Below are 22,764 nucleotides of genomic sequence, written 5' to 3' on the forward strand. Positions count from 1 at the left end.
TTTGTATATACATATACAGACGTTTGCCTGCTCGGTAAACTCCGGCAATCTAGTAACCCTCGACAAATGAACAAGGATTAACCGTGCCGACTCCGCCTGCCACATCGCCGCTGAGTGCCAATTTGGGCGACAGTCCGGCGCCCTTGTACGCTCGCGTCAAACAAATGATCACCCAGCAAATTGACAGTGGAGCCTGGCCGCCGCACTACCGCGTGCCGTCCGAAAGCGAGCTGGTCAGTCAGCTAGGCTTCAGCCGCATGACCATCAACCGAGCCCTGCGCGAGATGACCGCCGACGGTCTGTTGGTGCGCATGCAAGGCGTCGGCACGTTCGTCGCCGAGCCAAAAAGCCAGTCCGCATTGTTTGAAGTGCACAACATCGCCGACGAAATCGCCTCCCGTGGCCATCGCCACACCTGCAAGGTCATCACCCTTGAAGAAGAGGCTGCCGGCTCCGAGCGCGCGCTGGCCCTGGACATGCGCGAAGGCCAGAAAGTTTTCCACTCGCTGATCGTGCATTTCGAAAACGATATTCCGGTGCAAATCGAAGACCGTTTCGTCAACGCACTGGTGGCGCCGGACTACCTCAAGCAGGACTTCACCCTGCAAACGCCTTACGCCTACCTGAACCAGGTCGCGCCGCTGACCGAAGGCGAGCACGTGGTCGAGGCGATTCTGGCCGAGTCGTCCGAATGCAAGTTGCTGCAGATTGAAAAAGGCGAGCCGTGCCTGCTGATTCGACGCCGCACCTGGTCCGGTCGTCAGCCTGTGACCGCCGCTCGCTTGATACACCCCGGTTCCCGTCATCGTCTGGAAGGACGCTTCCATAAATGAGCAGTTTGAAAGTATTACGTGCCAAAGATTACCCGCGCATGCCGTGGAAAAACGGCGGCGGCAGCACCGAGGAAATCACCCGCGATGCCGGGACTGGCCTGGATGGTTTCGGCTGGCGCCTGTCGATTGCCGACATTGGCGAGTCAGGCGGGTTTTCGACCTTCGCCGGTTACGAGCGGATCATCACCGTATTGCAGGGTGACGGCATGACCTTGTCGGTGGACGGTCGAGTCACGCGGTCGTTGTTACCGATCGATCCGTTTGCCTTCAGTGGCGAAAGCAAAGTCTCCTGCACTTTGCTCGGTGGACCGATCCGCGATTTCAACCTGATCTATGCGCCGCAGCGTTACAGCGCAAGGTTCCAGTGGCTGGATGGTGAGCAGCGGTTTTTCAGCGAGGCCGGCACAGTGCTGGTTTTCAGTGTCAGTGACACGCTGGGAGTGAGCGTTGGTAACAGCGTCCAGCAACTGGGTCGCCATGATTGCCTGCAATTCGACGGTAACAACGGCTTGCTGGAAGTCTCCAGTAATGGTCCGTGCTGCGTGATCGAGCTGATCGCACGCTGATTCAAAACCCTTAAAAGATCGCAGCCTTCGGCAGCTCCTACAGGATCGATGTTGTCCACAAATTGTGTGGTGCACATGATCCCTGTAGGAGCTGCCGAAGGCTGCGATCTTTTGCTATTTAAACGTTCCTAAAAGCGCACCACTTTGTTACCGAACGCCCCAGCGTGGCGCAAAACCACGCTCAAGTAACAATTAACACCTCCTCAAAAAAATCCCCGCAAAAAATTTCATCTTCGCCAGAACCCTTGATCCAGGCGCTCTCCAGCCGCTCCAGAATTATTCTTGAACACCCATCCAACAAGTTGGCCGCTTGATTGCATATGCTTGTATGTACAAGTAAAGACGTATGCGTATGAGTCGATTCGAGACTCCCCGCAACGTCCACTGATTCGCTTGCTGCGCTTTGACGCGCACAGGCTGGCTTACCCACCGCCAGGGTTGGTTTGGATTGATCGCTGAGGAGTCTTTTTCGTGACTGACAATAAACCTACGAAGTTTCGTGACGTTGAAATCCGCGCTGCCCGCGGTAACAAGCTGACCGCCAAGAGCTGGCTGACCGAAGCGCCGCTGCGCATGCTGATGAACAACCTCGACCCGGAAGTCGCCGAGAACCCTAAAGAACTGGTGGTTTACGGCGGTATCGGTCGTGCGGCACGTAACTGGGAATGCTACGACAAGATCGTCGAGAGCCTGACCAACCTGAACGACGACGAGACCCTGCTGGTGCAATCCGGCAAGCCGGTCGGCGTGTTCAAGACTCACACCAATGCTCCACGCGTGCTGATCGCCAACTCCAACCTGGTTCCGCACTGGGCGAGCTGGGAGCACTTCAACGAACTGGACGCCAAAGGCCTGGCCATGTACGGCCAGATGACCGCCGGCAGCTGGATCTACATCGGCAGCCAGGGCATCGTCCAGGGTACCTACGAAACCTTCGTCGAAGCCGGCCGCCAACATTACAACGATGACCTGAAAGGCAAGTGGGTACTGACCGCTGGCCTGGGCGGCATGGGTGGGGCTCAGCCACTGGCCGCAACCTTGGCCGGCGCTTGCTCGCTGAACATCGAATGCCAACAGGTGAGCATCGATTTCCGTCTGAAAAGCCGCTATGTCGACGAGCAAGCCAATGACCTCGACGACGCGCTGGCTCGCATCGAAAAATACACCAAGGAAGGCAAGGCGATCTCCATCGCTCTGCTGGGCAACGCGGCAGAAATCCTGCCTGAACTGGTCAAGCGCGGCGTACGCCCGGACATGGTCACCGACCAGACCAGCGCCCACGACCCGCTCAACGGTTACCTGCCTGCCGGCTGGACCTGGGACCAGTACCGCGCTCGCGCCAAGACCGAGCCGGCCGCTGTAATCAAAGCCGCCAAGCAATCGATGGCCGTGCACGTTAAAGCGATGCTGGACTTCCAGAAAATGGGCGTGCCGACCTTCGACTACGGCAACAACATCCGTCAGATGGCGCAAGAAGAAGGCGTGGAAAACGCATTCGACTTCCCGGGTTTCGTACCGGCTTACATCCGTCCGCTGTTCTGCCGTGGTATCGGCCCGTTCCGTTGGGCTGCACTGTCGGGCAACGCTGAAGACATCTACAAGACCGACGCCAAGGTCAAAGAACTGATCCCGGACGACGCGCACCTGCACAACTGGCTGGACATGGCCCGCGAGCGCATCAGCTTCCAGGGTCTGCCGGCGCGTATCTGCTGGGTTGGCCTGGGCCTGCGCGCCAAGCTGGGTCTGGCATTCAACGAAATGGTTCGCAGCGGCGAGCTGTCCGCGCCAATCGTCATCGGTCGCGACCACCTGGACTCCGGTTCGGTATCGAGCCCGAACCGCGAAACCGAATCGATGCAGGACGGTTCCGACGCTGTGTCCGATTGGCCATTGCTCAACGCTCTGCTGAACACCGCGAGCGGCGCGACTTGGGTTTCCCTGCACCACGGCGGCGGCGTCGGCATGGGCTTCTCCCAGCACTCGGGCATGGTGATCGTCTGCGACGGTACTGACGAAGCGGCCGAGCGTATCGCTCGCGTGCTGCACAACGACCCGGCCACTGGCGTTATGCGTCACGCCGATGCCGGTTACCAGATCGCCATCGACTGCGCCAAGGAACAAGGGCTGAACCTGCCGATGATTACTGGCAAGTAATGCTTGCCCTGTAGGAGCCGGCTTGCTGGCGATAGCATCTGTGCGGTGCACCAGTTACACCGCGCCGCATGGATCGCCAGCAAGCCGGCTCCTACAGGGGATCACACCAACACCGAATAACAATCCACAGAGGTTGAACCATGGCTGTTAACAGCGAGCGTGCAGGCAGCAAACCGTTGATCGAGAAACGCTCGATCGACTACATCCCGGAAGCGGAAAGACACGGTCGTCTGTTCAGCCAGTTCACCTTGTGGATGGGTGCCAACCTGCAGATCACCGCGATTGTCACCGGGGCTTTGGCCGTGGTGCTGGGCGGTGATGTGTTCTGGTCGTTGATCGGTCTGTTGATCGGCCAACTGCTCGGCGGCGGCGTGATGGCGCTGCATGCCGCGCAAGGGCCCAAGCTTGGCTTGCCGCAGATGATCTCCAGCCGGGTGCAGTTCGGCGTCTACGGTGCGGCCATCCCGATTGTGCTGGTGTGCCTGATGTACCTGGGCTTTACCGCAACGGGCACGGTCCTTTCCGGCCAGGCGCTGGGTCAGTTGTTTGGTGTCAGCGACAGCGTCGGTATCCTCATTTTTGCCAGTGTCATCGTGCTGGTCACGGTGCTGGGCTATCGGGTGATCCATTGGATCGGCCGTGTCGCCAGTGTCATTGGCGTGATTGCCTTTGTGTATCTGTTCAGCCGCCTGATGACCCAGGTGGACGTTGGCGCACTCCTGCAAATCCGTCACTTCAGCTGGAGCAGCTTCCTGCTGGCGGTGTCGCTCGCGGCGTCCTGGCAGATCGCTTTCGGCCCCTACGTGGCTGACTACTCACGCTACCTGCCGAGCACCGTTTCCTCGGTGAAAACCTTTTTCGCTGCGGGTGCGGGTTCGGTCATTGGCGCGCAAGTGGCGATGATCCTCGGCGTGTTTGCCGCCGCTTCGGCCAACGGCCAATTCGCCGGTCACGAAGTAGCCTACATCGTCGGTCTGGGCGGTACCGGTGCCACCGCTGCGCTGCTGTACTTCAGCATCGCGTTCGGCAAGGTCACCATCTCCACGCTGAACTCCTACGGCAGCTTCATGTGCATTGCGACCATCATCAGCGGCTTCCGTGGTGAGCTGAAAGTCACGCGCTTGCAGCGTCTGGCCTTCGTTCTGGTGATTGTCGGTGCAGCGACCCTGATGGCATTGCTCGGCCAGCACTCGTTCCTCGGTGCGTTCAAGTCTTTCATCCTGTTCTTGCTGGCGTTCTTCACGCCATGGAGCGCAATCAACCTGGTGGACTACTACTGCATCACCCGCGAGCGCTATGACGTGCCGGCGCTAGCCGATCCGAACGGTCGCTACGGACGTTGGAACGCCCTCGGTATCAGCGTCTATGTTTTCGGTGTGCTGGTGCAGTTGCCGTTCATCTCCACCAAGTTCTACACCGGCCCGCTGGTGGCCGCGCTGGGTGACGTGGATATTTCCTGGATCATCGGTCTGGTGATTCCCGCAGCCCTGTATTACGTGTGTGCAAAAAAATGGCACGGCAGCGTGCCCGATCAAATGATTCTGCCGGTCGAGCAGGACAGCGTTGTACAACCTAAAACAAGCGGGGCCGGTCGCGCTGCGGCGCAGGCCTGATTTGGACGTGGACAGGGCTGGATGCCTCTTGACTGCCGTAAGCCAATTCATGATTAGGAGCGTCACACAATGAAATCGAACAAGACCCTGCTGACCACTTTGCTTTCCATGGGCCTGCTGGCCAGCGCTGGCGCCACTCAGGCGGCGGGTTGGTGCGAGTCGGGCAAACCGGTGAAATTCGCCGGCCTGAACTGGGAAAGCGCCATGCTCCTGACCGACGTGATGCAAGTCGTGCTGGAGAAAGGCTACGACTGCAAGACCGACAGCCTGCCGGGCAACTCCATCACCATGGAAAACGCCTTGAGCAGCAACGACATCCAGGTGTTTGCTGAAGAATGGGTCGGCCGCAGTGAAGTCTGGAACAAGGCCGAGAAGGCCGGCAAAGTCGTCGGTGTCGGCGCGCCGGTGGTCGGTGCCATCGAAGGCTGGTACGTGCCGCGTTACGTGATCGAAGGCGACGCCAAGCGTAAGCTGGAGGCCAAGGCGCCGGACCTGAAAAACATCGCCGACCTGGCCAAATACTCCGCCGTGTTCAAGGACGCTGAAGAGCCTGCCAAGGGCCGTTTCTACAACTGCCCGGCCGGTTGGACCTGTGAGCTCGACAACAGCGAAATGCTGAAAAGCTACGGCCTGGAAAGCACCTACACCAACTTCCGCCCAGGCACCGGCCCGGCGCTGGATGCCGCGGTGCTGTCGAGCTACAAGCGTGGCGAGCCGATCCTGTTCTACTACTGGTCGCCAACCCCGCTGATGGGCCAGATCGACGTGGTGAAACTCGAAGAGAAACCCGGTGTGAACAAGACCGTGGATATCAAGGTCGGCCTGTCCAAGACTTTCCACGAAGAAGCACCGGAACTGGTGAGCGTGCTGGAAAAGGTCAACATTCCAATCGACCTGCTGAACCAGAACCTGGGTCGCATGACCAAAGAGCGCATCGAGTCGCCAAAACTGGCCAAGATCTTCCTGAAGGAACATCCTGAAGTCTGGCACGCATGGGTGAGCGAAGACGCAGCCAAGAAAATCGACGCGGCCTTGTAGGTCGGGCTTCTCCGGCTGTCGGCAGCGACAGTCGGACGCTTGATCGCAACCCCTTGATTGAGAGTCTCTTATGTTTCCCGAAAGCTTTACCTTTTCCATCGCCGACTGGGTCAACGGTTGGGTCGATTCGCTGGTCACCAACTACGGCGACGTGTTCCGCCACATCTCCGACACCCTGTTGTGGGCCATCGTCAATCTCGAAGGGCTGCTGCGTGCGGCGCCCTGGTGGCTGATGCTGGCGATCGTCGCCGGCGTGGCCTGGCATGCGACCCGTAAAGTCGTGACCACGGCGGTTATCGTCGGTCTGCTGTTCCTGGTGGGTGCGGTCGGCCTCTGGGACAAGCTGATGCAAACCCTCGCGCTGATGATGGTGGCGACGATCATTTCGGTGCTGATCGGCATTCCGCTGGGCATTCTCTCGGCACGCAGCAATCGTCTGCGTTCGGTGCTGATGCCGCTGCTGGACATCATGCAGACCATGCCGAGTTTCGTGTACCTGATCCCGGTGCTGATGCTGTTCGGCCTGGGCAAGGTCCCGGCGATTTTCGCCACCGTGATCTATGCCGCACCGCCGCTGATCCGTCTGACCGATCTGGGTATTCGCCAGGTCGACGGCGAAGTGATGGAAGCGATCAACGCCTTCGGTGCCAACCGCTGGCAGCAACTGTTCGGTGTGCAACTGCCGCTGGCCCTGCCGAGCATCATGGCGGGTATCAACCAGACCACCATGATGGCCCTGTCGATGGTGGTGATCGCCTCGATGATCGGTGCCCGTGGCCTGGGTGAAGACGTGCTGGTGGGGATTCAGACCCTCAACGTCGGACGCGGCCTGGAAGCCGGCCTGGCGATCGTGATTCTGGCCGTAGTGATCGACCGCATTACACAGGCGTACGGTCGTGCACGGCATGAGGTGAGCAAATGAACAACGCAACCGTGAGCAAGATCGAAGTCAAAAACGTCTTCAAGATTTTCGGCAACCGTTCCAAGGAGGCGCTGGCCATGATCGGCCAAGGCAAGACCAAAGATCAGGTGCTGTCCGAAACCGGCTGTGTGGTCGGCGTGAACGATTTGTCCCTGAGCATCGGCAGCGGCGAGATCTTCGTGATCATGGGCCTGTCCGGCTCCGGCAAATCCACCCTGGTGCGTCACTTCAACCGCCTGATCGACCCGACCAGCGGCGCGATCCTGGTGGACGGCGTGGACATCCTGCAATACGACATGGAAGCCCTGCGCGAATTTCGCCGGCGCAAGATCAGCATGGTGTTCCAGAGTTTCGGCCTGCTGCCGCACAAGAGCGTGCTGGACAACGTCGCCTACGGCCTGAAAATCCGTGGCGAGAGCAAGCAAATGTGCGGCGAGCGCGCCCTGCACTGGATCAACACCGTGGGCCTCAAGGGCTACGAAAACAAATACCCGCACCAGCTCTCCGGCGGCATGCGTCAGCGTGTTGGCCTGGCCCGCGCACTGGCGGCGGACACCGACATCATCCTGATGGACGAAGCCTTCAGTGCCCTCGACCCGCTGATCCGCGCCGAGATGCAGGACCAGTTGCTGGAACTGCAAAAGACCCTGCACAAGACCATCGTCTTCATTACCCACGACCTCGACGAGGCCGTGCGCATCGGCAACCGCATCGCGATCCTCAAGGACGGCCGCCTGATCCAGGTCGGCACGCCACGAGAGATCCTGCATTCGCCGGCGGATGAGTATGTCGACCGGTTCGTGCAGCGTCGGGCGGCGGTGGTTTAAAAGTGGGTGGCGGGACCGCTTTTGTGGCGAGGGAGCTTGCTCCCGCTCGAGCGCGAAGCGGTCGCAAAATTTTGGGGCCGCTACGCAGCCCAGCGGGAGCAAGCTCCCTCGCCACAGGTGTCACATGTCCATGAATTTTGTATGAGGCTCCAGATGTCCCAGGCTGAAAAAATCGTTATCACCGAAGCGCAGGTCACTTGGCAGGACGTGGTCGCCGTCGCCCGTCATGGCGCACAGCTTGAGCTGTCCCCCCAGATCTGGGCACGCATCGAAAACGCGCAGGCGATCGTCCAGCGCATCGTCACCAGCGGCGAACGTGCCTACGGCATCAACACCGGCCTGGGTGCGCTGTGCAACGTCTCGCTGCAGGACGAACAACTCAGTCAGTTGTCGCGCAACACCTTGCTCAGCCACGCCTGTGGCGTAGGTGCACCGCTGACCAACGAGCAAACCCGCTCGATAATGTGCGCTGCCGTCGTCAACTACAGCCATGGCAAGTCCGGCCTGCATCGCCAAGTGGTCGAAGCACTGCTGGCGCTGCTCAATCGCGGCATCACCCCGCAAGTGCCGTCCCAGGGTTCCGTGGGTTACCTGACCCACATGGCGCACATCGGCATCGCTTTGCTGGGCGTGGGTAATGTCAGCTATCGCGGGCAGATCGTTTCCGCGCAGCAGGCGTTGGCGGAAGAAGGCCTGCAACCGGTCAAGCTGGGTGCCAAAGATGGACTGTGCCTGGTCAACGGCACGCCATGCATGACGGGCCTGAGCTGCCTGGCCATTGCTGACGCCGCGCATCTGCTGGAATGGGCCGACGTGATCGGTGCCATGAGTTTTGAAGCGCAGCGCGGGCAGATCGACGCCTTCGATGCCGAAATCATCGCGCTCAAGCCGCACCCGGGCATGCAGCAGGTCGGCATCAACTTACGCGCATTGCTTGATGGCAGTGAAGTGATCGCCAGCAGCAAAGGCATTCGCACCCAGGACGCCTTGAGCATTCGCTCGATCCCGCAGGTACACGGCGCCGCTCGCGACCAACTGCTGCATGCGACCAAGCAAATTGAAACCGAACTCAACAGCGCCACCGACAACCCGCTGGTGTTGGGCACCGCGGACAACTACCGCGTGGTTTCCCAAGCCAACCCGCACGGCCAGTCCGTCGCAATGGCCGCGGATCTGCTGGCGATTGCCATGGCGGAAATCGGCTCCATCGCCGAGCGTCGCCTCGATCGTTTGATCAACCCGCACGTCAGCGGCCTGCCAGCGTTCCTGGTGGCCAATCCGGGTGTGAATTCCGGGATGATGATCGTGCAATACGTCGCCGCGTCGCTGTGCGCGGAAAACCGCCAATTGGCGCAACCGGCAGTGCTCGACAACTACGTGACTTCGGGCCTGCAGGAAGATCACCTGAGCCTGGGTACCAATGCCGCGCTGAAGCTGCACCGTGCCCTGGAAAACTGCACGCAGATCCTCGCCATCGAGTACTTGCTGGCGGCCCAGGCGTTCGAATTCCTCAAGGAGCAACGTTTCGGTGCCGGCACCGGTGCGGCGTGGCGACTGCTGCGTGAACGCGTCCCGGCCTATGATCAGGACCGTTGGTTAGCGCCGGACATAGCCGCCGCTGCCGGTGTGTTGAAAGAAGCGAATTTGCTGCACAAGAAATTTCCGAACCTGAACTGATTTCTACATAAGCCAGCGTGCCAAGGCGCCAGCCCCCCAAAAGGTGGGAAGCGACGGACAACGGACATCTCCGGAGCGTCTGGTTAGTTAATAAAAACTCTCAAAAGGAGAATGAACGTGACTGCGCTTAATTTGATCCCTGGCCAACTGACCCTCGCTCAACTGCGTGAGGTGTATCAGCAACCGGTGAAACTGACCCTCGACAACAGCGCCTCGGCGCAGATCGAAGCCAGTGTCGCCTGCGTGGAACAGATCCTCGCCGAAAATCGCACCGCCTACGGCATCAACACCGGTTTCGGTCTGCTGGCCTCTACCCGTATCGCCAGCGAAGACCTGGAAAACCTGCAACGCTCGCTGGTGCTGTCCCACGCCGCCGGTGTCGGCCAGCCGATCAGCGACGATCTGGTGCGCTTGATCATGGTGCTCAAGGTCAACAGCCTGAGCCGTGGTTTTTCCGGCATCCGCCGCGTTGTGATCGACGCGCTGATCGCCCTGATCAACGCCGAGGTTTACCCACACATTCCGCTGAAAGGCTCGGTTGGTGCATCCGGCGACCTGGCGCCTCTGGCTCACATGTCGCTGGTGCTGTTGGGTGAAGGCAAGGCGCGCTACAAAGGCGAGTGGATGGAAGCCACCGAAGCGCTGAAAGTCGCCGGACTGACGCCGCTGACCCTGGCCGCAAAAGAAGGCCTGGCGCTGCTCAACGGTACTCAGGTGTCCACCGCATTCGCCCTGCGTGGCCTGTTCGAAGGTGAAGACCTGTTCGCCGGAGCCCTGGCGCTCGGTGGCCTGACCGTTGAAGCCGTACTCGGCTCGCGCTCGCCGTTCGACGCCCGCATCCACGCGGCCCGTGGCCAGAAAGGCCAGATCGACGCCGCTGCCGCGTATCGCGATCTGCTGGGTGAGCGCAGTGAAGTCTCTGACTCCCACGAAAACTGCGAAAAAGTGCAGGACCCGTACTCCCTGCGTTGCCAGCCGCAAGTCATGGGCGCCTGCCTGACCCAATTCCGTCAGGCCGCGGAAGTGCTGGCTGTCGAAGCCAACGCCGTGTCTGACAACCCGCTGGTATTCGCCGCGGAAGGCGATGTGATCTCCGGCGGCAACTTCCACGCCGAGCCAGTGGCGATGGCCGCTGACAACATGGCCCTGGCCATCGCTGAAATCGGCTCCCTGAGCGAGCGCCGCATCTCGTTGATGATGGACAAGCACATGTCGCAACTGCCGCCGTTCCTGGTGGCCAACGGCGGCGTGAACTCCGGCTTCATGATCGCCCAAGTGACCGCTGCCGCACTGGCCAGCGAGAACAAGGCGCTGTCCCATCCGCATTCGGTGGACAGCCTGCCAACCTCCGCCAACCAGGAAGACCACGTGTCCATGGCTCCGGCGGCGGGCAAGCGTCTGTGGGAAATGGCGGAAAACACTCGCGGGATTCTCGCGGTGGAATGGTTGGCGGCGGTTCAGGGTCTGGACTTGCGCAACGGCCTGAAGACTTCGCCGAAGCTGGAAAAGGCGCGGGCGATTCTGCGCAACGAAGTGCCGTTTTATGAGAAGGACCGGTTCTTTGCGCCGGACATCAATGCGGCGACTGAGTTGCTGGCTTCGCGGTGCTTGAACGAGCTGGTCACGGCCAAGTTGCTTCCTAGCCTGTAAGGGCCCCATCGCGGGCAAGCCCGCTCCCACAGGGATCTGGTGTGAACACAAAAATTACAGACACCCGGGTCACTGTGGGAGCTGGCTTGCCAGCGATTCGATTTTGAACAAGACGAGGAACCCGGGATGAACACCCTCTGGCAACACTGCCACGTCGCAACCATGGCGCAAGGCGTCTACTCGATCATCGAGGACGCGGCCATCGTGACGTCCGGTGCGCTCATTGAATGGGTTGGCCCGCGCGCTGAACTGCCGGCGGGCGAGTACCCGGCCGTCAACGACTTGAAAGGGGCCTGGGTCACGCCGGGCCTGATCGATTGCCACACCCACACGGTGTTCGGCGGTAACCGCAGCGGCGAATTCGAGCAGCGTCTGCAAGGCGTCAGCTACGCGGAAATCGCCGCAAGCGGCGGCGGCATCGCCAGCACCGTGCGCGCCACGCGCGCGGCCAGCGAAGACGAGCTGTTCGCCAGCGCCGCCAAGCGCTTGAAAAGCCTGATGCGCGACGGCGTGACCAGCATCGAGATCAAATCCGGTTACGGCCTCGACCTGGCCAACGAGCGCAAGATGCTGCGTGTAGCCCGTCGCCTCGGCGCCGAACTGCCGGTCAGCGTGCGCGCCACTTGCCTGGCCGCTCACGCCTTGCCCCCGGAATACAAGGATCGCGCTGACGATTATATCGATCACATTTGCGCTGAAATGCTCCCGGCCCTGGCCACCGAAGGGTTGGTGGATGCGGTCGATGCGTTCTGCGAATACCTGGCGTTTTCGCCAGCGCAGGTCGAACGCGTGTTCATCACCGCGCAAGAACTGGGCCTGCCGGTAAAGCTGCACGCTGAACAGTTGTCGTCCCTGCACGGCTCGACACTGGCGGCGCGTTACCACGCACTGTCCGCCGATCATCTGGAATTCATGACCGAAGACGACGCCATCGCCATGGCCCAGTCCGGCACCGTCGCGGTTTTGCTGCCCGGCGCGTTCTATTTTCTGCGCGAAACCCAGCTGCCGCCGATGGAAGCCCTGCGCAAGCACGGCGTGAAAATCGCCATCGCCAGCGACCTCAACCCGGGCACCTCGCCGGGACTGTCGCTGCGCCTGATGCTGAACATGGCCTGCACCTGTTTCCGCATGACCCCGGAAGAAGCCTTGGCCGGCGCGACGATCCATGCTGCCACCGCGTTGGGCATGGCCGACACTCACGGTTCCCTTGAGGCCGGCAAGGTCGCGGATTTTGTTGCCTGGCAAATCGATCGTCCGGCCGACCTGTCGTACTGGCTGGGCGGCGATCTGGAAAAACGCGTCGTGCGTCACGGCGTCGAAACGAGCGTTTAGGAGAACAGTTGTGGATAAGGTTCTGAACTTCAAACAAGGCCGCGTACCGCTGCTGATCAGCATGCCCCACGCCGGTGTGCGTCTGACGCCTGCGGTCGAAGCCGGGCTGATCCCCGACGCGAAAAGCCTGCCGGACACCGATTGGCACATCCCGCAGCTTTACGATTTCGCCGCCGAACTGGGCGCCAGCACCCTGGCTGCCGAGTACTCACGGTTCGTCATCGACCTGAACCGTCCGTCCGATGACAAACCTTTATATGTCGGCGCCACCACCGGCCTGTATCCGGCGACGCTGTTCGACGGCATTCCATTGTTCCGTGAAGGATTGGAGCCTTCGAAAGAAGAACGCGCGACCTACCTGGAACAGATCTGGACGCCGTATCACAGCACCTTGCAGAACGAGCTGGCGCGACTGAAAGCCGAGTTCGGCTACGCGTTGCTATTCGATGCGCACTCGATCCGCTCGATCATTCCGCACCTGTTCGACGGCAAGCTGCCGGACTTCAACCTCGGCACCTTCAACGGCGCCAGTTGCGATCCACAGCTGGCGACGCAACTGGAAGCGATCTGCGCCGGGCATCCGGACTACAGCCATGTGCTCAACGGGCGCTTCAAGGGTGGCCACATCACCCGGCATTACGGCAACCCGGCGGAAAACATCCATGCCGTGCAACTGGAGTTGGGGCAGTGCACGTATATGGAAGAGTTCGAGCCGTTCCGTTATCGGCCGGATCTGGCTGAGCCGACTCGGGTGGTATTGAAAGAGTTGTTACAAGGTTTGCTCACGTGGGGTAAGGAACGCTACAAACGCTGAATCTCAACGCGATTCCCTTGTAGGAGCTGCCGCAGGCTGCGATCTTTTGATTCTGATTTTCAAGATCAAAAGATCGCAGCCTGCGGCAGCTCCTACAGGGGACATGCTCATTGGCGTAATTCGGGTTTATGATGCCCAACGGCAGAATAATAGAAGTCCCCCCAGGGATGACCTCGACCCCTTACGGAGCGCGCAATGCAGACTTTGTACCCGCAGATCAAACCCCACGCCCGGCACGATCTGGCCGTCAACGAAACCCACACCCTGTATGTTGACGAAAGCGGATCGCCGGAAGGTTTGCCGGTGGTGTTCATTCACGGTGGCCCGGGTGCCGGGTGTGATGCCCAGAGTCGTTGCTACTTCGATCCCAATCTGTATCGCATTGTTACCTTCGACCAGCGTGGTTGCGGTCGCTCCACGCCCCACGCCAGCCTGGAAAACAACACCACCTGGGATCTGGTTGCCGACCTTGAGCGCATCCGCAAACACCTGGGTATCGACAAGTGGGTGCTGTTCGGCGGTTCCTGGGGTTCGACCCTGGCGCTGGCTTACGCGCAAACCCATCCGGAGCGTGTGCACGGTCTGATCCTGCGCGGGATTTTTCTCTGCCGTCCGCAGGAAATCGAGTGGTTCTATCAGGCGGGCGCCAGCCGTCTGTTCCCCGATTACTGGCAGGACTACATCGCGCCGATCCCGCTGGATGAGCGCGGCGACTTGCTCACGGCTTTCCACAAGCGCCTGACCGGCAACGATCAGATCGCCCAGATGCACGCGGCCAAAGCCTGGTCCACCTGGGAAGGCCGGACCGCGACCCTGCGCCCGAACCCGCTGGTGGTCGACCGTTTCTCCGAGCCGCAGCGCGCGTTGTCCATCGCCCGCATCGAATGCCACTACTTCACCAACAACGCCTTCCTTGAACCGAACCAGTTGATCCGCGACATGGGCAAGATCGCCCATTTGCCCGGCGTGATCATCCATGGCCGCTACGACGTGATCTGTCCGCTGGATAACGCCTGGGAATTGCATCAAGCCTGGCCGAACAGCGAGCTGCAAATTATCCGTGACGCCGGCCATGCGGCCGCCGAACCGGGGATTACCGATGCCTTGGTGCGCGCTGCCGATCGGATGGCCCGCCGCCTGCTCGACCTGGCCCCCGACGAAGCATGAAGGGCCTGTTGCAGCGCGTGCGTGGCGCGCGAGTCGAGGTAGCGGGCGAGGTGGTGGGCGCAGTCGATCAGGGGTTGCTGGTGCTGGTGGCGGTCGAGCCCGAGGACACTCGGGCCAGCGCCGACAAACTTCTCAATAAGCTGCTTAACTATCGAGTGTTCAGCGACGCCGAGGGCAAGATGAATCTGTCCCTGGCGGATGTGGGCGGCGGGTTGCTGCTGGTCTCGCAGTTCACCCTGGCCGCCGACACAAAGAGCGGGTTGCGCCCGAGTTTCTCTACTGCGGCGCCTCCGGCCCTGGGCGAGGAGCTTTTCGACTATCTATTAGGCAAAGCGAAACAGGTGCATGGCACTGTGGCATCAGGTAGATTCGGCGCGGATATGCAGGTGCACCTGGTCAATGATGGCCCTGTTACCTTTCTGTTACAGACCTGAAAGCGCTTGAAACATCTTTTTAAGCGCTTTTCGACTGAAAACAGGCGTTTTTACCGATAAATACTTTGTTACCCCTGATGCGTTGTAACGCGGCCTACTAGATAATCGCGCGCTACGGGGATCAGCGTTCGTTGGTCCATTTTGACTTAGGTAGAGACTTGTCCGGATCCGATTGGGGAATCATTTTGACCCAGCGGAGTCGGAACAATGCTCGCCAACTTGGCAAGAGTGGTCTGCAAGGCCGGTTTTTTCTACCGGACACCGTGCGGATCCTTTAACTGGCCGTTGGTTTTTTGATCTGTTTTCGGCGAGGGTTGCTCGTGATTGTTAGTCCCTGTAACGCACCAAAAATGTCTGCCAAACGGTTACGTAGCGCTCTGGTAGCGGGCTCTGCACTGCTCTGCCTGCTCAGCGCCGGTCAGCTTTGGGCATTCAATCTGGATGATGTGTCGGTCAAGGCAAAAGAGCTGGCCGGGCAGAAGTACGAAGCTCCGCGCAGTAACCTGCCGACCGAATTCCGTGAAATGAAATTCGCGGACTATCAGAAAATTCGTTTCCTGACTGAAAAGGCTGAGTGGGCGGACCAGAAGACCCCGTTCAAGCTGTCGTTCTATCACCAGGGCATGCACTTCGATACGCCGGTGAAAATCAACGAAATCACGGCTAACACCGTCGAAGAGATCAAATACGACCCAAGTCGTTTCGATTTTGGCGATGTGAAATTCGATCCAAAAGCCACCGAACAACTGGGCTACGCCGGTTTCCGTGTGCTGTACCCGATCAACAAGGCCGACAAACAAGACGAAATCATGACCATGCTCGGCGCGAGTTACTTCCGCGTTGTCGGCAAGGGTCACGTCTATGGCTTGTCTGCTCGCGGCATGGCGATCGACACCGCATTGCCGTCTGGCGAAGAATTCCCGCGTTTCCGCGAGTTCTGGATTCAACAACCGAAGCCGGGCGACAAGCATCTGGTGATCTTCGCGTTGCTGGATTCGCCTCGCGCGACCGGTGCCTATCGCCTGACCCTGCGTCCGGGCAGCGACACCATTGTCGACGTCAAGGCACAGATGTTCCTGCGTGACAAAGTCACCAAGCTCGGCGTTGCGCCGCTGACCAGCATGTACCTGTTCGGCGCCAACCAGCCTTCGAAAGTGCTGAACTATCGTCGCGAACTGCACGACTCCAGCGGTCTGTCGATCCATGCCGGCAACGGCGAGTGGATCTGGCGTCCGTTGAACAATCCGAAACACCTGGCCGTCAGCAACTTCTCGGTCGAGAACCCGCGCGGTTTCGGCTTGCTGCAACGTGGCCGCGACTTCAGCCACTACGAAGACCTCGACGACCGTTATGACAAGCGCCCAAGCGCCTGGATCGAACCGAAAGGCGATTGGGGCAAAGGCTCCGTCGATCTGGTAGAGATTCCGACCGCCGACGAGACCAACGACAATATCGTGGCCTTCTGGAGCCCGGAAAAGTTGCCTGAACCTGGCCAGCCGCTCGATGTCGCATATCGTATGCACTGGACCATGGACGAAGCAGCGATCCATGCCCCGGACAGCGCCTGGGTCAAGCAGACCCTGCGTTCTACCGGCGACGTTAAACAGTCCAACCTGATTCGTCAGCCGGACGGTAGCGTTGCGTATCTGGTGGACTTCGAAGGTCCGTCCCTGGCGGCACTGCCTCCGGAAACGGATGTTCGCAGCCAGGTCAGCGTCGGCGATAACGCCGAGCTGGTAGAGAACAGCGTGCGTTATAACCCTGAAACCAAGGGCTGGCGCCTGACCCTGCGCATGAAGATCAAGGACCCGAGCAAGGCCACCGAGATGCGTGCGGCACTGGTCCAGAACATCGTGCCTGCCGATCTCGCGAAGTCTTCGGTTCCGGCGTCCACTTCGTCCGTTGCCAAGGCTGACAAGGTTGCCGCCAAGCAGGCGGAAAAAGCCGACAAGGAAGCCAAGGCCGCCGAGGCCAAGCAGGCCGACGCCAAGCCAGTTGCAGATGCCAAGGAAAAGGCCAACACCGACGCCAAGCAGCCTGCTGCTGCCGACGCGGTCCCAGCCACACCGGAATCGGCACCGACTGAAGAAGTCCTGACCGAGACCTGGAGCTATCAGTTGCCTGCCGATGAGTAATTCCCAAGTACAGCCAGAGTCGCTTTCCGAGTACCTGGCTCACCTGCCGATGACCGACCAGCAGCGCGCGGAACTCGCGGGCTGCAAGTCATTCAGCGAGTTGCATGAGCGTCTGTCATCTTCGACATTCGATGCCCCGACCGAGGCCGCCCAGGCATCGGTCGGCAAGCGCCTTACCCTGAGCACCGCCGAAGAATTGCAGGACGCCGAAATGCTGGCGCTCGACGCCAGTGGTCGGGTCGTCCTCAAGGCGACCCCGCCGATTCGTCGGACCAAGGTCGTGCCGGAGCCCTGGCGTACCAATATCCTGGTGCGTGGCTGGCGGCGTCTGACCGGTCGCACCAACCCGCCGAAGCCGCCGAAGGATGAGAACGTTCTGCCGGCGGCGCGCTGGCGCACTGTCGGCTCAATCCGCCGCTACATTCTGTTGGTACTGATGATCGGTCAGACCATCGTCGCCGGCTGGTTCATGAAAGGCCTCATGCCGTATCAGGGCTGGTCGTTTGTCGACCTCGAAGAAGTCCTGCACCAACCGTTGCTGCAGACCGCCACACAAGTACTGCCCTATGCGTTGCAGACCAGCATCCTGATCCTTTTCGGGATTCTGTTTTGCTGGGTCTCCGCCGGTTTCTGGACCGCGTTGATGGGCTTCCTTGAGTTGCTCACCGGTCACGATAAATACCGCATTTCCGGCAAAAGCGCCGGCAACGAGCCGATCCCGAAGGACGCACGCACCGCTCTGGTGATGCCGATCTGCAACGAAGACGTGCCACGGGTATTCGCTGGTCTGCGCGCGACGTTCGAGTCGGTCGCGGCCACGGGTGACCTGGATCGTTTCGACTTCTTCGTCCTCAGCGACAGTAACGACGCCGACATCTGTGTCGCCGAACAGCAGGCCTGGCTGGACGTCTGCCGCGAGGCGGGTGGCTTCGGCAAGATCTTCTACCGCCGCCGTCGCCGTCGCGTAAAACGTAAAAGCGGCAACCTCGATGACTTCTGCCGTCGCTGGGGCGGTGACTACAAATACATGGTCGTACTCGACGCCGACTCGGTAATGAGCGGCGAGTGCCTGACCAGTCTGGTGCGCTTGATGGAAGCCACACCCGACGCCGGGATCATCCAGACCGCGCCGCGTGCGTCGGGCATGGACACCCTTTATGCGCGCATGCAGCAATTTGCGACCCGCGTGTACGGTCCGCTGTTCACCGCCGGCCTGCACTTCTGGCAGTTGGGCGAATCGCACTACTGGGGCCACAACGCGATCATCCGCATGAAGCCGTTCATCGAGCACTGCGCCCTGGCGCCGTTGCCTGGTAAAGGCGCGTTCGCCGGTGCGATCCTGTCCCACGACTTCGTTGAAGCCGCGCTGATGCGCCGTGCCGGTTGGGGCGTGTGGATTGCCTACGACTTGCCGGGCAGCTACGAAGAACTGCCGCCGAACCTGTTGGATGAACTCAAGCGTGACCGTCGCTGGTGCCACGGTAACCTGATGAACTTCCGCCTGTTCCTGGTAAAAGGCATGCACCCGGTACACCGTGCGGTGTTCCTCACCGGCGTGATGTCTTACCTGTCGGCACCGTTGTGGTTCTTCTTCCTCGTGCTGTCGACGGCGCTGCTGGCGGTCAACACGCTGATGGAGCCGCAGTACTTCCTCGAACCGCGCCAGCTCTATCCGCTGTGGCCACAATGGCACCCGGACAAGGCAATTGCGCTGTTCTCGACCACTATCGTGCTGCTGTTCCTGCCGAAGCTGTTGAGTATCATCCTGATCTGGGCCAAGGGCGCGAAAGAGTTCGGTGGCAAGTTCAAGGTGACCCTGTCGATGCTGCTGGAGATGCTGTTCTCCATGCTGCTGGCGCCGGTTCGGATGATTTTCCACACCCGTTTCGTACTGGCCGCATTCCTCGGCTGGGCCGCGACCTGGAACTCGCCGCAGCGTGACGACGACTCCACGCCGTGGAGCGAAGCGGTAAAACGCCACGGTCCGCAAACCTTGCTCGGCTTCTTATGGGCCTTGCTGGTGATCTGGCTGAACCCGAGCTTCCTCTGGTGGCTGGTGCCGATCGTCGGTTCGTTGATGCTGTCGATCCCGGTTTCCGTGATCTCCAGCCGTGTTGGCCTGGGCCTCAAATCCCGTGACGAGAGCCTGTTCCTGATCCCTGAGGAATACAATCCGCCACAAGCGTTGCTCGCCACCGACCAATACACACACGAAAACCGCTGGCATGCGCTGAACGACGGCTTCGTCCGTTCGGTGGTCGACCCGCAGCAGAACGCCCTGGCGTGCTCGCTGGCGACCTCCCGGCACAATCAGGCCGAGCCGATCGAATGGCTGCGGGTCGAGCGGGTTCGCCACGCGATGAAGGTTGGACCTGAAGGGCTGACCAACAACGAGAAGGTGCAACTGCTGAGCGACCCGGTGGCTCTGGCTCGCCTGCATGAGCAGGTGTGGAACGAAGGTCACCCCGAGTGGCTGGGCGCATGGCGCAAGTCGGTCAAGGCCGATCCCCATGCACCGTTGCTGCCGCTCAAGCCGCTGAGCGTTCAGCCTCAGTTGGCGTAAAAAGATCGCAGCCTTCGGCAGCGCCTACGGTGATCCGGTTGACCACAAAAATGTGGTTCAACCCGGCCCCTGTAGGCGTTGCCGGAGGCTGCGATCTTTTGCTTTCAAGATCCCCCGCCTACCATCAATTCCCGCCTAAACCCTTGTGCAATCGAGCGAGTGCGATAGCATCCGTCCCCGAATTGGTGCGCCCGGACCGTTTTGTGTCCGTATCTGCCTGTTTTCACTGGAAAACTGTCGATTTCGCGCCGCAAATGCAATGGTTTTGGGGACTTGAAGATGAAGAAGTATCTGTCGATGCTGCTGGTCGGCGTCACGGCATTGGTTGCAGTCAGCGCGGCGCAGGCCGGTGCGATTGATGACGCGGTCAAGCGCGGCACCTTGAAAGTCGGCATGGACCCGACCTACATGCCGTTCGAAATGACCAACAAACGCGGCGAGATCATCGGTTTCGAAGTCGACATCCTCAAGGCCATGTCGAAGGCCATGGGCGTCAAACTGGAGCTGGTTTCGACCGGTTACGACGGCATCATCCCGGCCTTGCTCACTGACAAGTTCGACATGATCGGCAGCGGCATGACGCTGACCCAGGAACGCAACCTGCGCCTGAACTTCAGCGAACCGTTCATCGTGGTCGGCCAGACCCTGCTGATCCGCAAGGAGCTGGAAGGCACCATCAAGTCCTACAAAGACCTGAACACCGCCGACTACCGCATCACCTCCAAGCTCGGCACTACCGGTGAGATGGTGGCCAAGAAGCTGATCTCCAAAGCCAAGTACCACGGCTACGACAACGAGCAGGAAGCCGTGCTCGACGTGGTCAACGGCAAGGCCGACGCCTTCATCTACGATGCGCCTTACAACGTCGTGGCGGTGAACAAGGTCGGCAACGGCAAACTGGTGTTCCTCGACAAGCCGTTCACCTACGAGCCCCTGGCCTTCGGCCTGAAGAAGGGTGATTACGACAGCATCAACTTCATCAACAACTTCCTGCACCAGATCCACGAAGACGGCACCTACGATCGCATCCATGACAAGTGGTTCAAGAGCACCGAGTGGCTCAAGGACATGGAATAACGCCGGTCAGTCAGACCGCGTCGCTCCGATCGCGGGCAAGCCCGCTCCCACAGGGTTGGTGCTCACAAAATATGTGCTCACCCAATCACTGTGGGAGCTGGCTTGCCAGCGATGGCGGCCTCACTTGCGACAAAGAATTCGGAACCTTCAGACCCAATGAAACAGAAAAAAGCCCAATGGCCCTGGCACGTGCTGACCGTGCTGGTGCTGATCGGCCTGGCCGGTGCCTTGTATTACGCCACCTCGCTGATGTCCTACGAATGGCGCTGGAACCGCGTGCCGCAATACTTCGCCTACCACGCGGAAGAGTCCCAGCGCGCCGCCGACATCTCGACCGTCAGTGAACTGGTGCGCAAGGGCGACAAGGCTGAAGTCATCCTGCGCAATGACGCTGGCGATGAGCAGCACCTGACCGTCGATGAAAACAGCCTTCAAGTTGCCCAGGGCGATGATGTGGCTGAAGGCGACGTGATCGGCGTCACCCGTCATTGGGCCGCAGGGCCGCTGATGTGGGGCCTCTGGACCACCTTATGGCTGTCCGTTGTTTCCGGCGTGCTTGGCCTGTTGATCGGTCTCGCCACTGGTCTGTGTCGGCTATCGAACAACCCGACCCTGCGCGACCTTTCGACGATTTATGTCGAGCTGGTGCGCGGCACACCGCTGCTGGTGCAGATCTTCATTTTCTACTTCTTCATCGGCACGGTGATGAACCTGTCTCGGGAATTCGCCGGGATTGCCGCGCTGTCGCTGTTCACCGGCGCCTACGTGGCGGAGATCATCCGCTCCGGTGTGCAGTCGATCGCCCGTGGCCAGAACGAAGCCGCACGCTCCCTGGGTTTGAGCGCTGGCCAGTCGATGCGTCACGTGGTGCTGCCGCAAGCGTTCAAGCGCGTACTGCCACCGTTGGCCGGGCAGTTCATCAGCCTGGTGAAAGACACTTCGTTGGTGTCGGTGATCGCGATTACCGAGCTGCTGAAAAGTGGTCGTGAAGTCATCACCACTTCGTTCTCACCGTTCGAAATCCTGTTCTGCGTCGCCGGTCTGTACCTGTTGATCAACCTGCCGCTGTCGAAAATCGCCAGTCGGCTTGAGCGGAGGCTCGCGCAAAGTGATTGAAGTCCGCGATCTGGTAAAAGTCTTCGACACCCGTGGCCAGGTGGTACGCGCGGTGGATAACGTTTCCACCAACGTCGCCAAGGGCGAAGTGCTGGTGGTCATCGGTCCATCCGGCTCCGGCAAGTCGACCTTCCTGCGCTGCCTTAATGGCCTGGAAGAATTCGACTCCGGCTCGGTGAGCATCGACGGTCTGCAACTGGCCGACCCGAAAACCGATGTAAACGCCTACCGCCGCGAAGTCGGCATGGTGTTCCAGCACTTCAACCTGTTCCCGCACATGACCGTGCTGGAAAACCTCTGCCTGGCGCAAAAAGTCGTGCGCAAGCGCGGCAAGAAAGAGCGCGAGGCCAAGGCCATGGCGCTGCTGGAAAAGGTCGGTATTGCGCAGAAGGCCAACGAGTTTCCGTCACGCCTGTCCGGCGGCCAGCAACAACGCGTGGCGATCGCCCGCGCGCTGGCGATGGAACCGAAGGTCATGCTGTTCGATGAGCCAACCTCGGCGCTGGACCCGGAAATGGTCGGCGAAGTGCTGGACGTAATGAAAAACCTGGCCGTCGAAGGGATGACCATGGTCTGCGTCACCCACGAAATGGGTTTCGCTCGGGAAGTGGCAGATCGGGTGTTGTTCTTCGATCACGGCAAGTTGCTGGAAGACGCCTCGCCGGCGGAGTTCTTCGATGCGCCGAAGGATCCGCGGGCACAGGCGTTTTTGCGACAAGTCCTGTAACTGCGGCGTCCTCTCGGACGCCATCGCTGGCAAGCCAGCTCTTACAGTGAATGGGGTTGAACACAAACTTTGTGATCGCCTGCAAACCTGTGGGAGCTGGCTTGCCAGCGATAGCATCA

At 60.3% G+C, this 22,764-nt stretch carries 18 protein-coding genes; all 18 read left to right on the plus strand.

Translation table 11 applies throughout. From position 1 onward, the window contains the following. Positions 1-164 precede the first annotated feature (164 nt). The 18 genes from hutC to NL64_RS13625 all read left to right on the plus strand — a co-directional run bounded on the left by hutC (position 165) and on the right by NL64_RS13625 (position 22,645). Positions 165-833 carry a histidine utilization repressor gene (hutC, locus tag NL64_RS13540; protein ID WP_253277088.1) on the plus strand — a complete coding sequence of 223 codons (669 nt, stop codon included), beginning with the start codon at positions 165-167 and terminating at the stop codon, positions 831-833. Beyond that, entirely contained in the window at positions 830-1,399 is a 570-nt protein-coding gene (locus tag NL64_RS13545; protein ID WP_034148574.1) for a HutD/Ves family protein, read from the plus strand. The genes hutC and NL64_RS13545 overlap by 4 nt, the downstream gene beginning before the upstream one ends. A 471-nt stretch (positions 1,400-1,870) precedes the next feature. Next, positions 1,871-3,553, plus strand: a complete 1,683-nt coding sequence (gene hutU / locus NL64_RS13550; RefSeq protein WP_034148575.1) for a urocanate hydratase — start codon at positions 1,871-1,873, stop codon at positions 3,551-3,553. 140 nt (positions 3,554-3,693) lie between these two features. Then, positions 3,694-5,166, plus strand: a complete 1,473-nt coding sequence (locus tag NL64_RS13555) for a purine-cytosine permease family protein (RefSeq protein WP_034148576.1) — start codon at positions 3,694-3,696, stop codon at positions 5,164-5,166. Between the two features lie 69 nt (positions 5,167-5,235). Beyond that, complete coding sequence (locus NL64_RS13560; RefSeq protein WP_034148577.1) at positions 5,236-6,204, plus strand: ABC transporter substrate-binding protein; 969 nt, start codon at positions 5,236-5,238, stop codon at positions 6,202-6,204. A 70-nt stretch (positions 6,205-6,274) separates the two neighbouring features. Beyond that, positions 6,275-7,126 (plus strand): ABC transporter permease, encoded by an 852-nt coding sequence (locus NL64_RS13565; protein ID WP_034148578.1) that lies wholly within the window; start codon positions 6,275-6,277, stop codon positions 7,124-7,126. Then, the gene (locus tag NL64_RS13570; RefSeq protein WP_052321246.1) at positions 7,123-7,953 is read left to right on the plus strand and encodes a quaternary amine ABC transporter ATP-binding protein; all 831 of its coding nucleotides are present in this window, start codon (positions 7,123-7,125) and stop codon (positions 7,951-7,953) included. The genes NL64_RS13565 and NL64_RS13570 overlap by 4 nt, the downstream gene beginning before the upstream one ends. A gap of 153 nt (positions 7,954-8,106) precedes the next feature. Further along, a complete protein-coding gene (gene hutH / locus NL64_RS13575) occupies positions 8,107-9,630 on the plus strand; it encodes a histidine ammonia-lyase (RefSeq protein WP_034148660.1) in 1,524 nt (507 codons plus the stop codon). 111 nt (positions 9,631-9,741) lie between these two features. Continuing rightward, positions 9,742-11,280: a histidine ammonia-lyase gene (gene hutH / locus NL64_RS13580; RefSeq protein WP_155292755.1), complete on the plus strand. Its 1,539-nt coding sequence runs from the start codon at positions 9,742-9,744 to the stop codon at positions 11,278-11,280. 126 nt (positions 11,281-11,406) lie between these two features. Further along, complete coding sequence (hutI, locus tag NL64_RS13585; RefSeq protein ID WP_034148579.1) at positions 11,407-12,612, plus strand: imidazolonepropionase; 1,206 nt, start codon at positions 11,407-11,409, stop codon at positions 12,610-12,612. A gap of 10 nt (positions 12,613-12,622) precedes the next feature. Beyond that, complete coding sequence (gene hutG, locus NL64_RS13590; RefSeq protein WP_034148580.1) at positions 12,623-13,426, plus strand: N-formylglutamate deformylase; 804 nt, start codon at positions 12,623-12,625, stop codon at positions 13,424-13,426. Between the two features lie 195 nt (positions 13,427-13,621). Beyond that, a complete protein-coding gene (gene pip / locus NL64_RS13595) occupies positions 13,622-14,593 on the plus strand; it encodes a prolyl aminopeptidase (RefSeq protein ID WP_034148581.1) in 972 nt (323 codons plus the stop codon). Then, entirely contained in the window at positions 14,590-15,027 is a 438-nt protein-coding gene (gene dtd / locus NL64_RS13600; protein WP_034148582.1) for a D-aminoacyl-tRNA deacylase, read from the plus strand. Before pip ends, dtd begins: the two co-directional genes overlap by 4 nt. 350 nt (positions 15,028-15,377) lie before the next feature. Beyond that, positions 15,378-17,162: a glucan biosynthesis protein G gene (locus NL64_RS13605; protein WP_172668671.1), complete on the plus strand. Its 1,785-nt coding sequence runs from the start codon at positions 15,378-15,380 to the stop codon at positions 17,160-17,162. Further along, the gene (gene mdoH / locus NL64_RS13610; RefSeq protein WP_034148584.1) at positions 17,155-19,725 is read left to right on the plus strand and encodes a glucans biosynthesis glucosyltransferase MdoH; all 2,571 of its coding nucleotides are present in this window, start codon (positions 17,155-17,157) and stop codon (positions 19,723-19,725) included. The genes NL64_RS13605 and mdoH overlap by 8 nt, the downstream gene beginning before the upstream one ends. A gap of 279 nt (positions 19,726-20,004) precedes the next feature. Continuing rightward, positions 20,005-20,802, plus strand: a complete 798-nt coding sequence (locus NL64_RS13615) for a transporter substrate-binding domain-containing protein (RefSeq protein ID WP_034148585.1) — start codon at positions 20,005-20,007, stop codon at positions 20,800-20,802. Between the two features lie 156 nt (positions 20,803-20,958). Further along, on the plus strand, positions 20,959-21,918 hold the full coding sequence (locus NL64_RS13620) for an amino acid ABC transporter permease (protein ID WP_034148586.1): 960 nt from the start codon (positions 20,959-20,961) through the stop codon (positions 21,916-21,918). After that, positions 21,911-22,645, plus strand: a complete 735-nt coding sequence (locus NL64_RS13625) for an amino acid ABC transporter ATP-binding protein (RefSeq protein ID WP_034148587.1) — start codon at positions 21,911-21,913, stop codon at positions 22,643-22,645. The genes NL64_RS13620 and NL64_RS13625 overlap by 8 nt, the downstream gene beginning before the upstream one ends. The last annotated feature ends 119 nt before the right edge of the window (positions 22,646-22,764 follow it).

Source organism: Pseudomonas fluorescens, from assembly GCF_000802965.1.
Classification (GTDB): domain Bacteria; phylum Pseudomonadota; class Gammaproteobacteria; order Pseudomonadales; family Pseudomonadaceae; genus Aquipseudomonas; species Aquipseudomonas fluorescens_A.

Coding starts and splice junctions, on each gene's coding strand:
- hutC (WP_253277088.1), top strand. CDS start 165: ATGATCACCCAGCAAATTGACAGTGGAGCCTGGCCGCCGCACTACCGC.
- NL64_RS13545 (WP_034148574.1), top strand. CDS start 830: ATGAGCAGTTTGAAAGTATTACGTGCCAAAGATTACCCGCGCATGCCG.
- NL64_RS13555 (WP_034148576.1), top strand. CDS start 3,694: ATGGCTGTTAACAGCGAGCGTGCAGGCAGCAAACCGTTGATCGAGAAA.
- NL64_RS13560 (WP_034148577.1), top strand. CDS start 5,236: ATGAAATCGAACAAGACCCTGCTGACCACTTTGCTTTCCATGGGCCTG.
- NL64_RS13565 (WP_034148578.1), top strand. CDS start 6,275: ATGTTTCCCGAAAGCTTTACCTTTTCCATCGCCGACTGGGTCAACGGT.
- NL64_RS13570 (WP_052321246.1), top strand. CDS start 7,123: ATGAACAACGCAACCGTGAGCAAGATCGAAGTCAAAAACGTCTTCAAG.
- hutH (WP_034148660.1), top strand. CDS start 8,107: ATGTCCCAGGCTGAAAAAATCGTTATCACCGAAGCGCAGGTCACTTGG.
- hutH (WP_155292755.1), top strand. CDS start 9,742: ATGAACGTGACTGCGCTTAATTTGATCCCTGGCCAACTGACCCTCGCT.
- hutI (WP_034148579.1), top strand. CDS start 11,407: ATGAACACCCTCTGGCAACACTGCCACGTCGCAACCATGGCGCAAGGC.
- pip (WP_034148581.1), top strand. CDS start 13,622: ATGCAGACTTTGTACCCGCAGATCAAACCCCACGCCCGGCACGATCTG.
- dtd (WP_034148582.1), top strand. CDS start 14,590: ATGAAGGGCCTGTTGCAGCGCGTGCGTGGCGCGCGAGTCGAGGTAGCG.
- NL64_RS13605 (WP_172668671.1), top strand. CDS start 15,378: ATGTCTGCCAAACGGTTACGTAGCGCTCTGGTAGCGGGCTCTGCACTG.
- mdoH (WP_034148584.1), top strand. CDS start 17,155: ATGAGTAATTCCCAAGTACAGCCAGAGTCGCTTTCCGAGTACCTGGCT.
- NL64_RS13615 (WP_034148585.1), top strand. CDS start 20,005: ATGAAGAAGTATCTGTCGATGCTGCTGGTCGGCGTCACGGCATTGGTT.
- NL64_RS13620 (WP_034148586.1), top strand. CDS start 20,959: ATGAAACAGAAAAAAGCCCAATGGCCCTGGCACGTGCTGACCGTGCTG.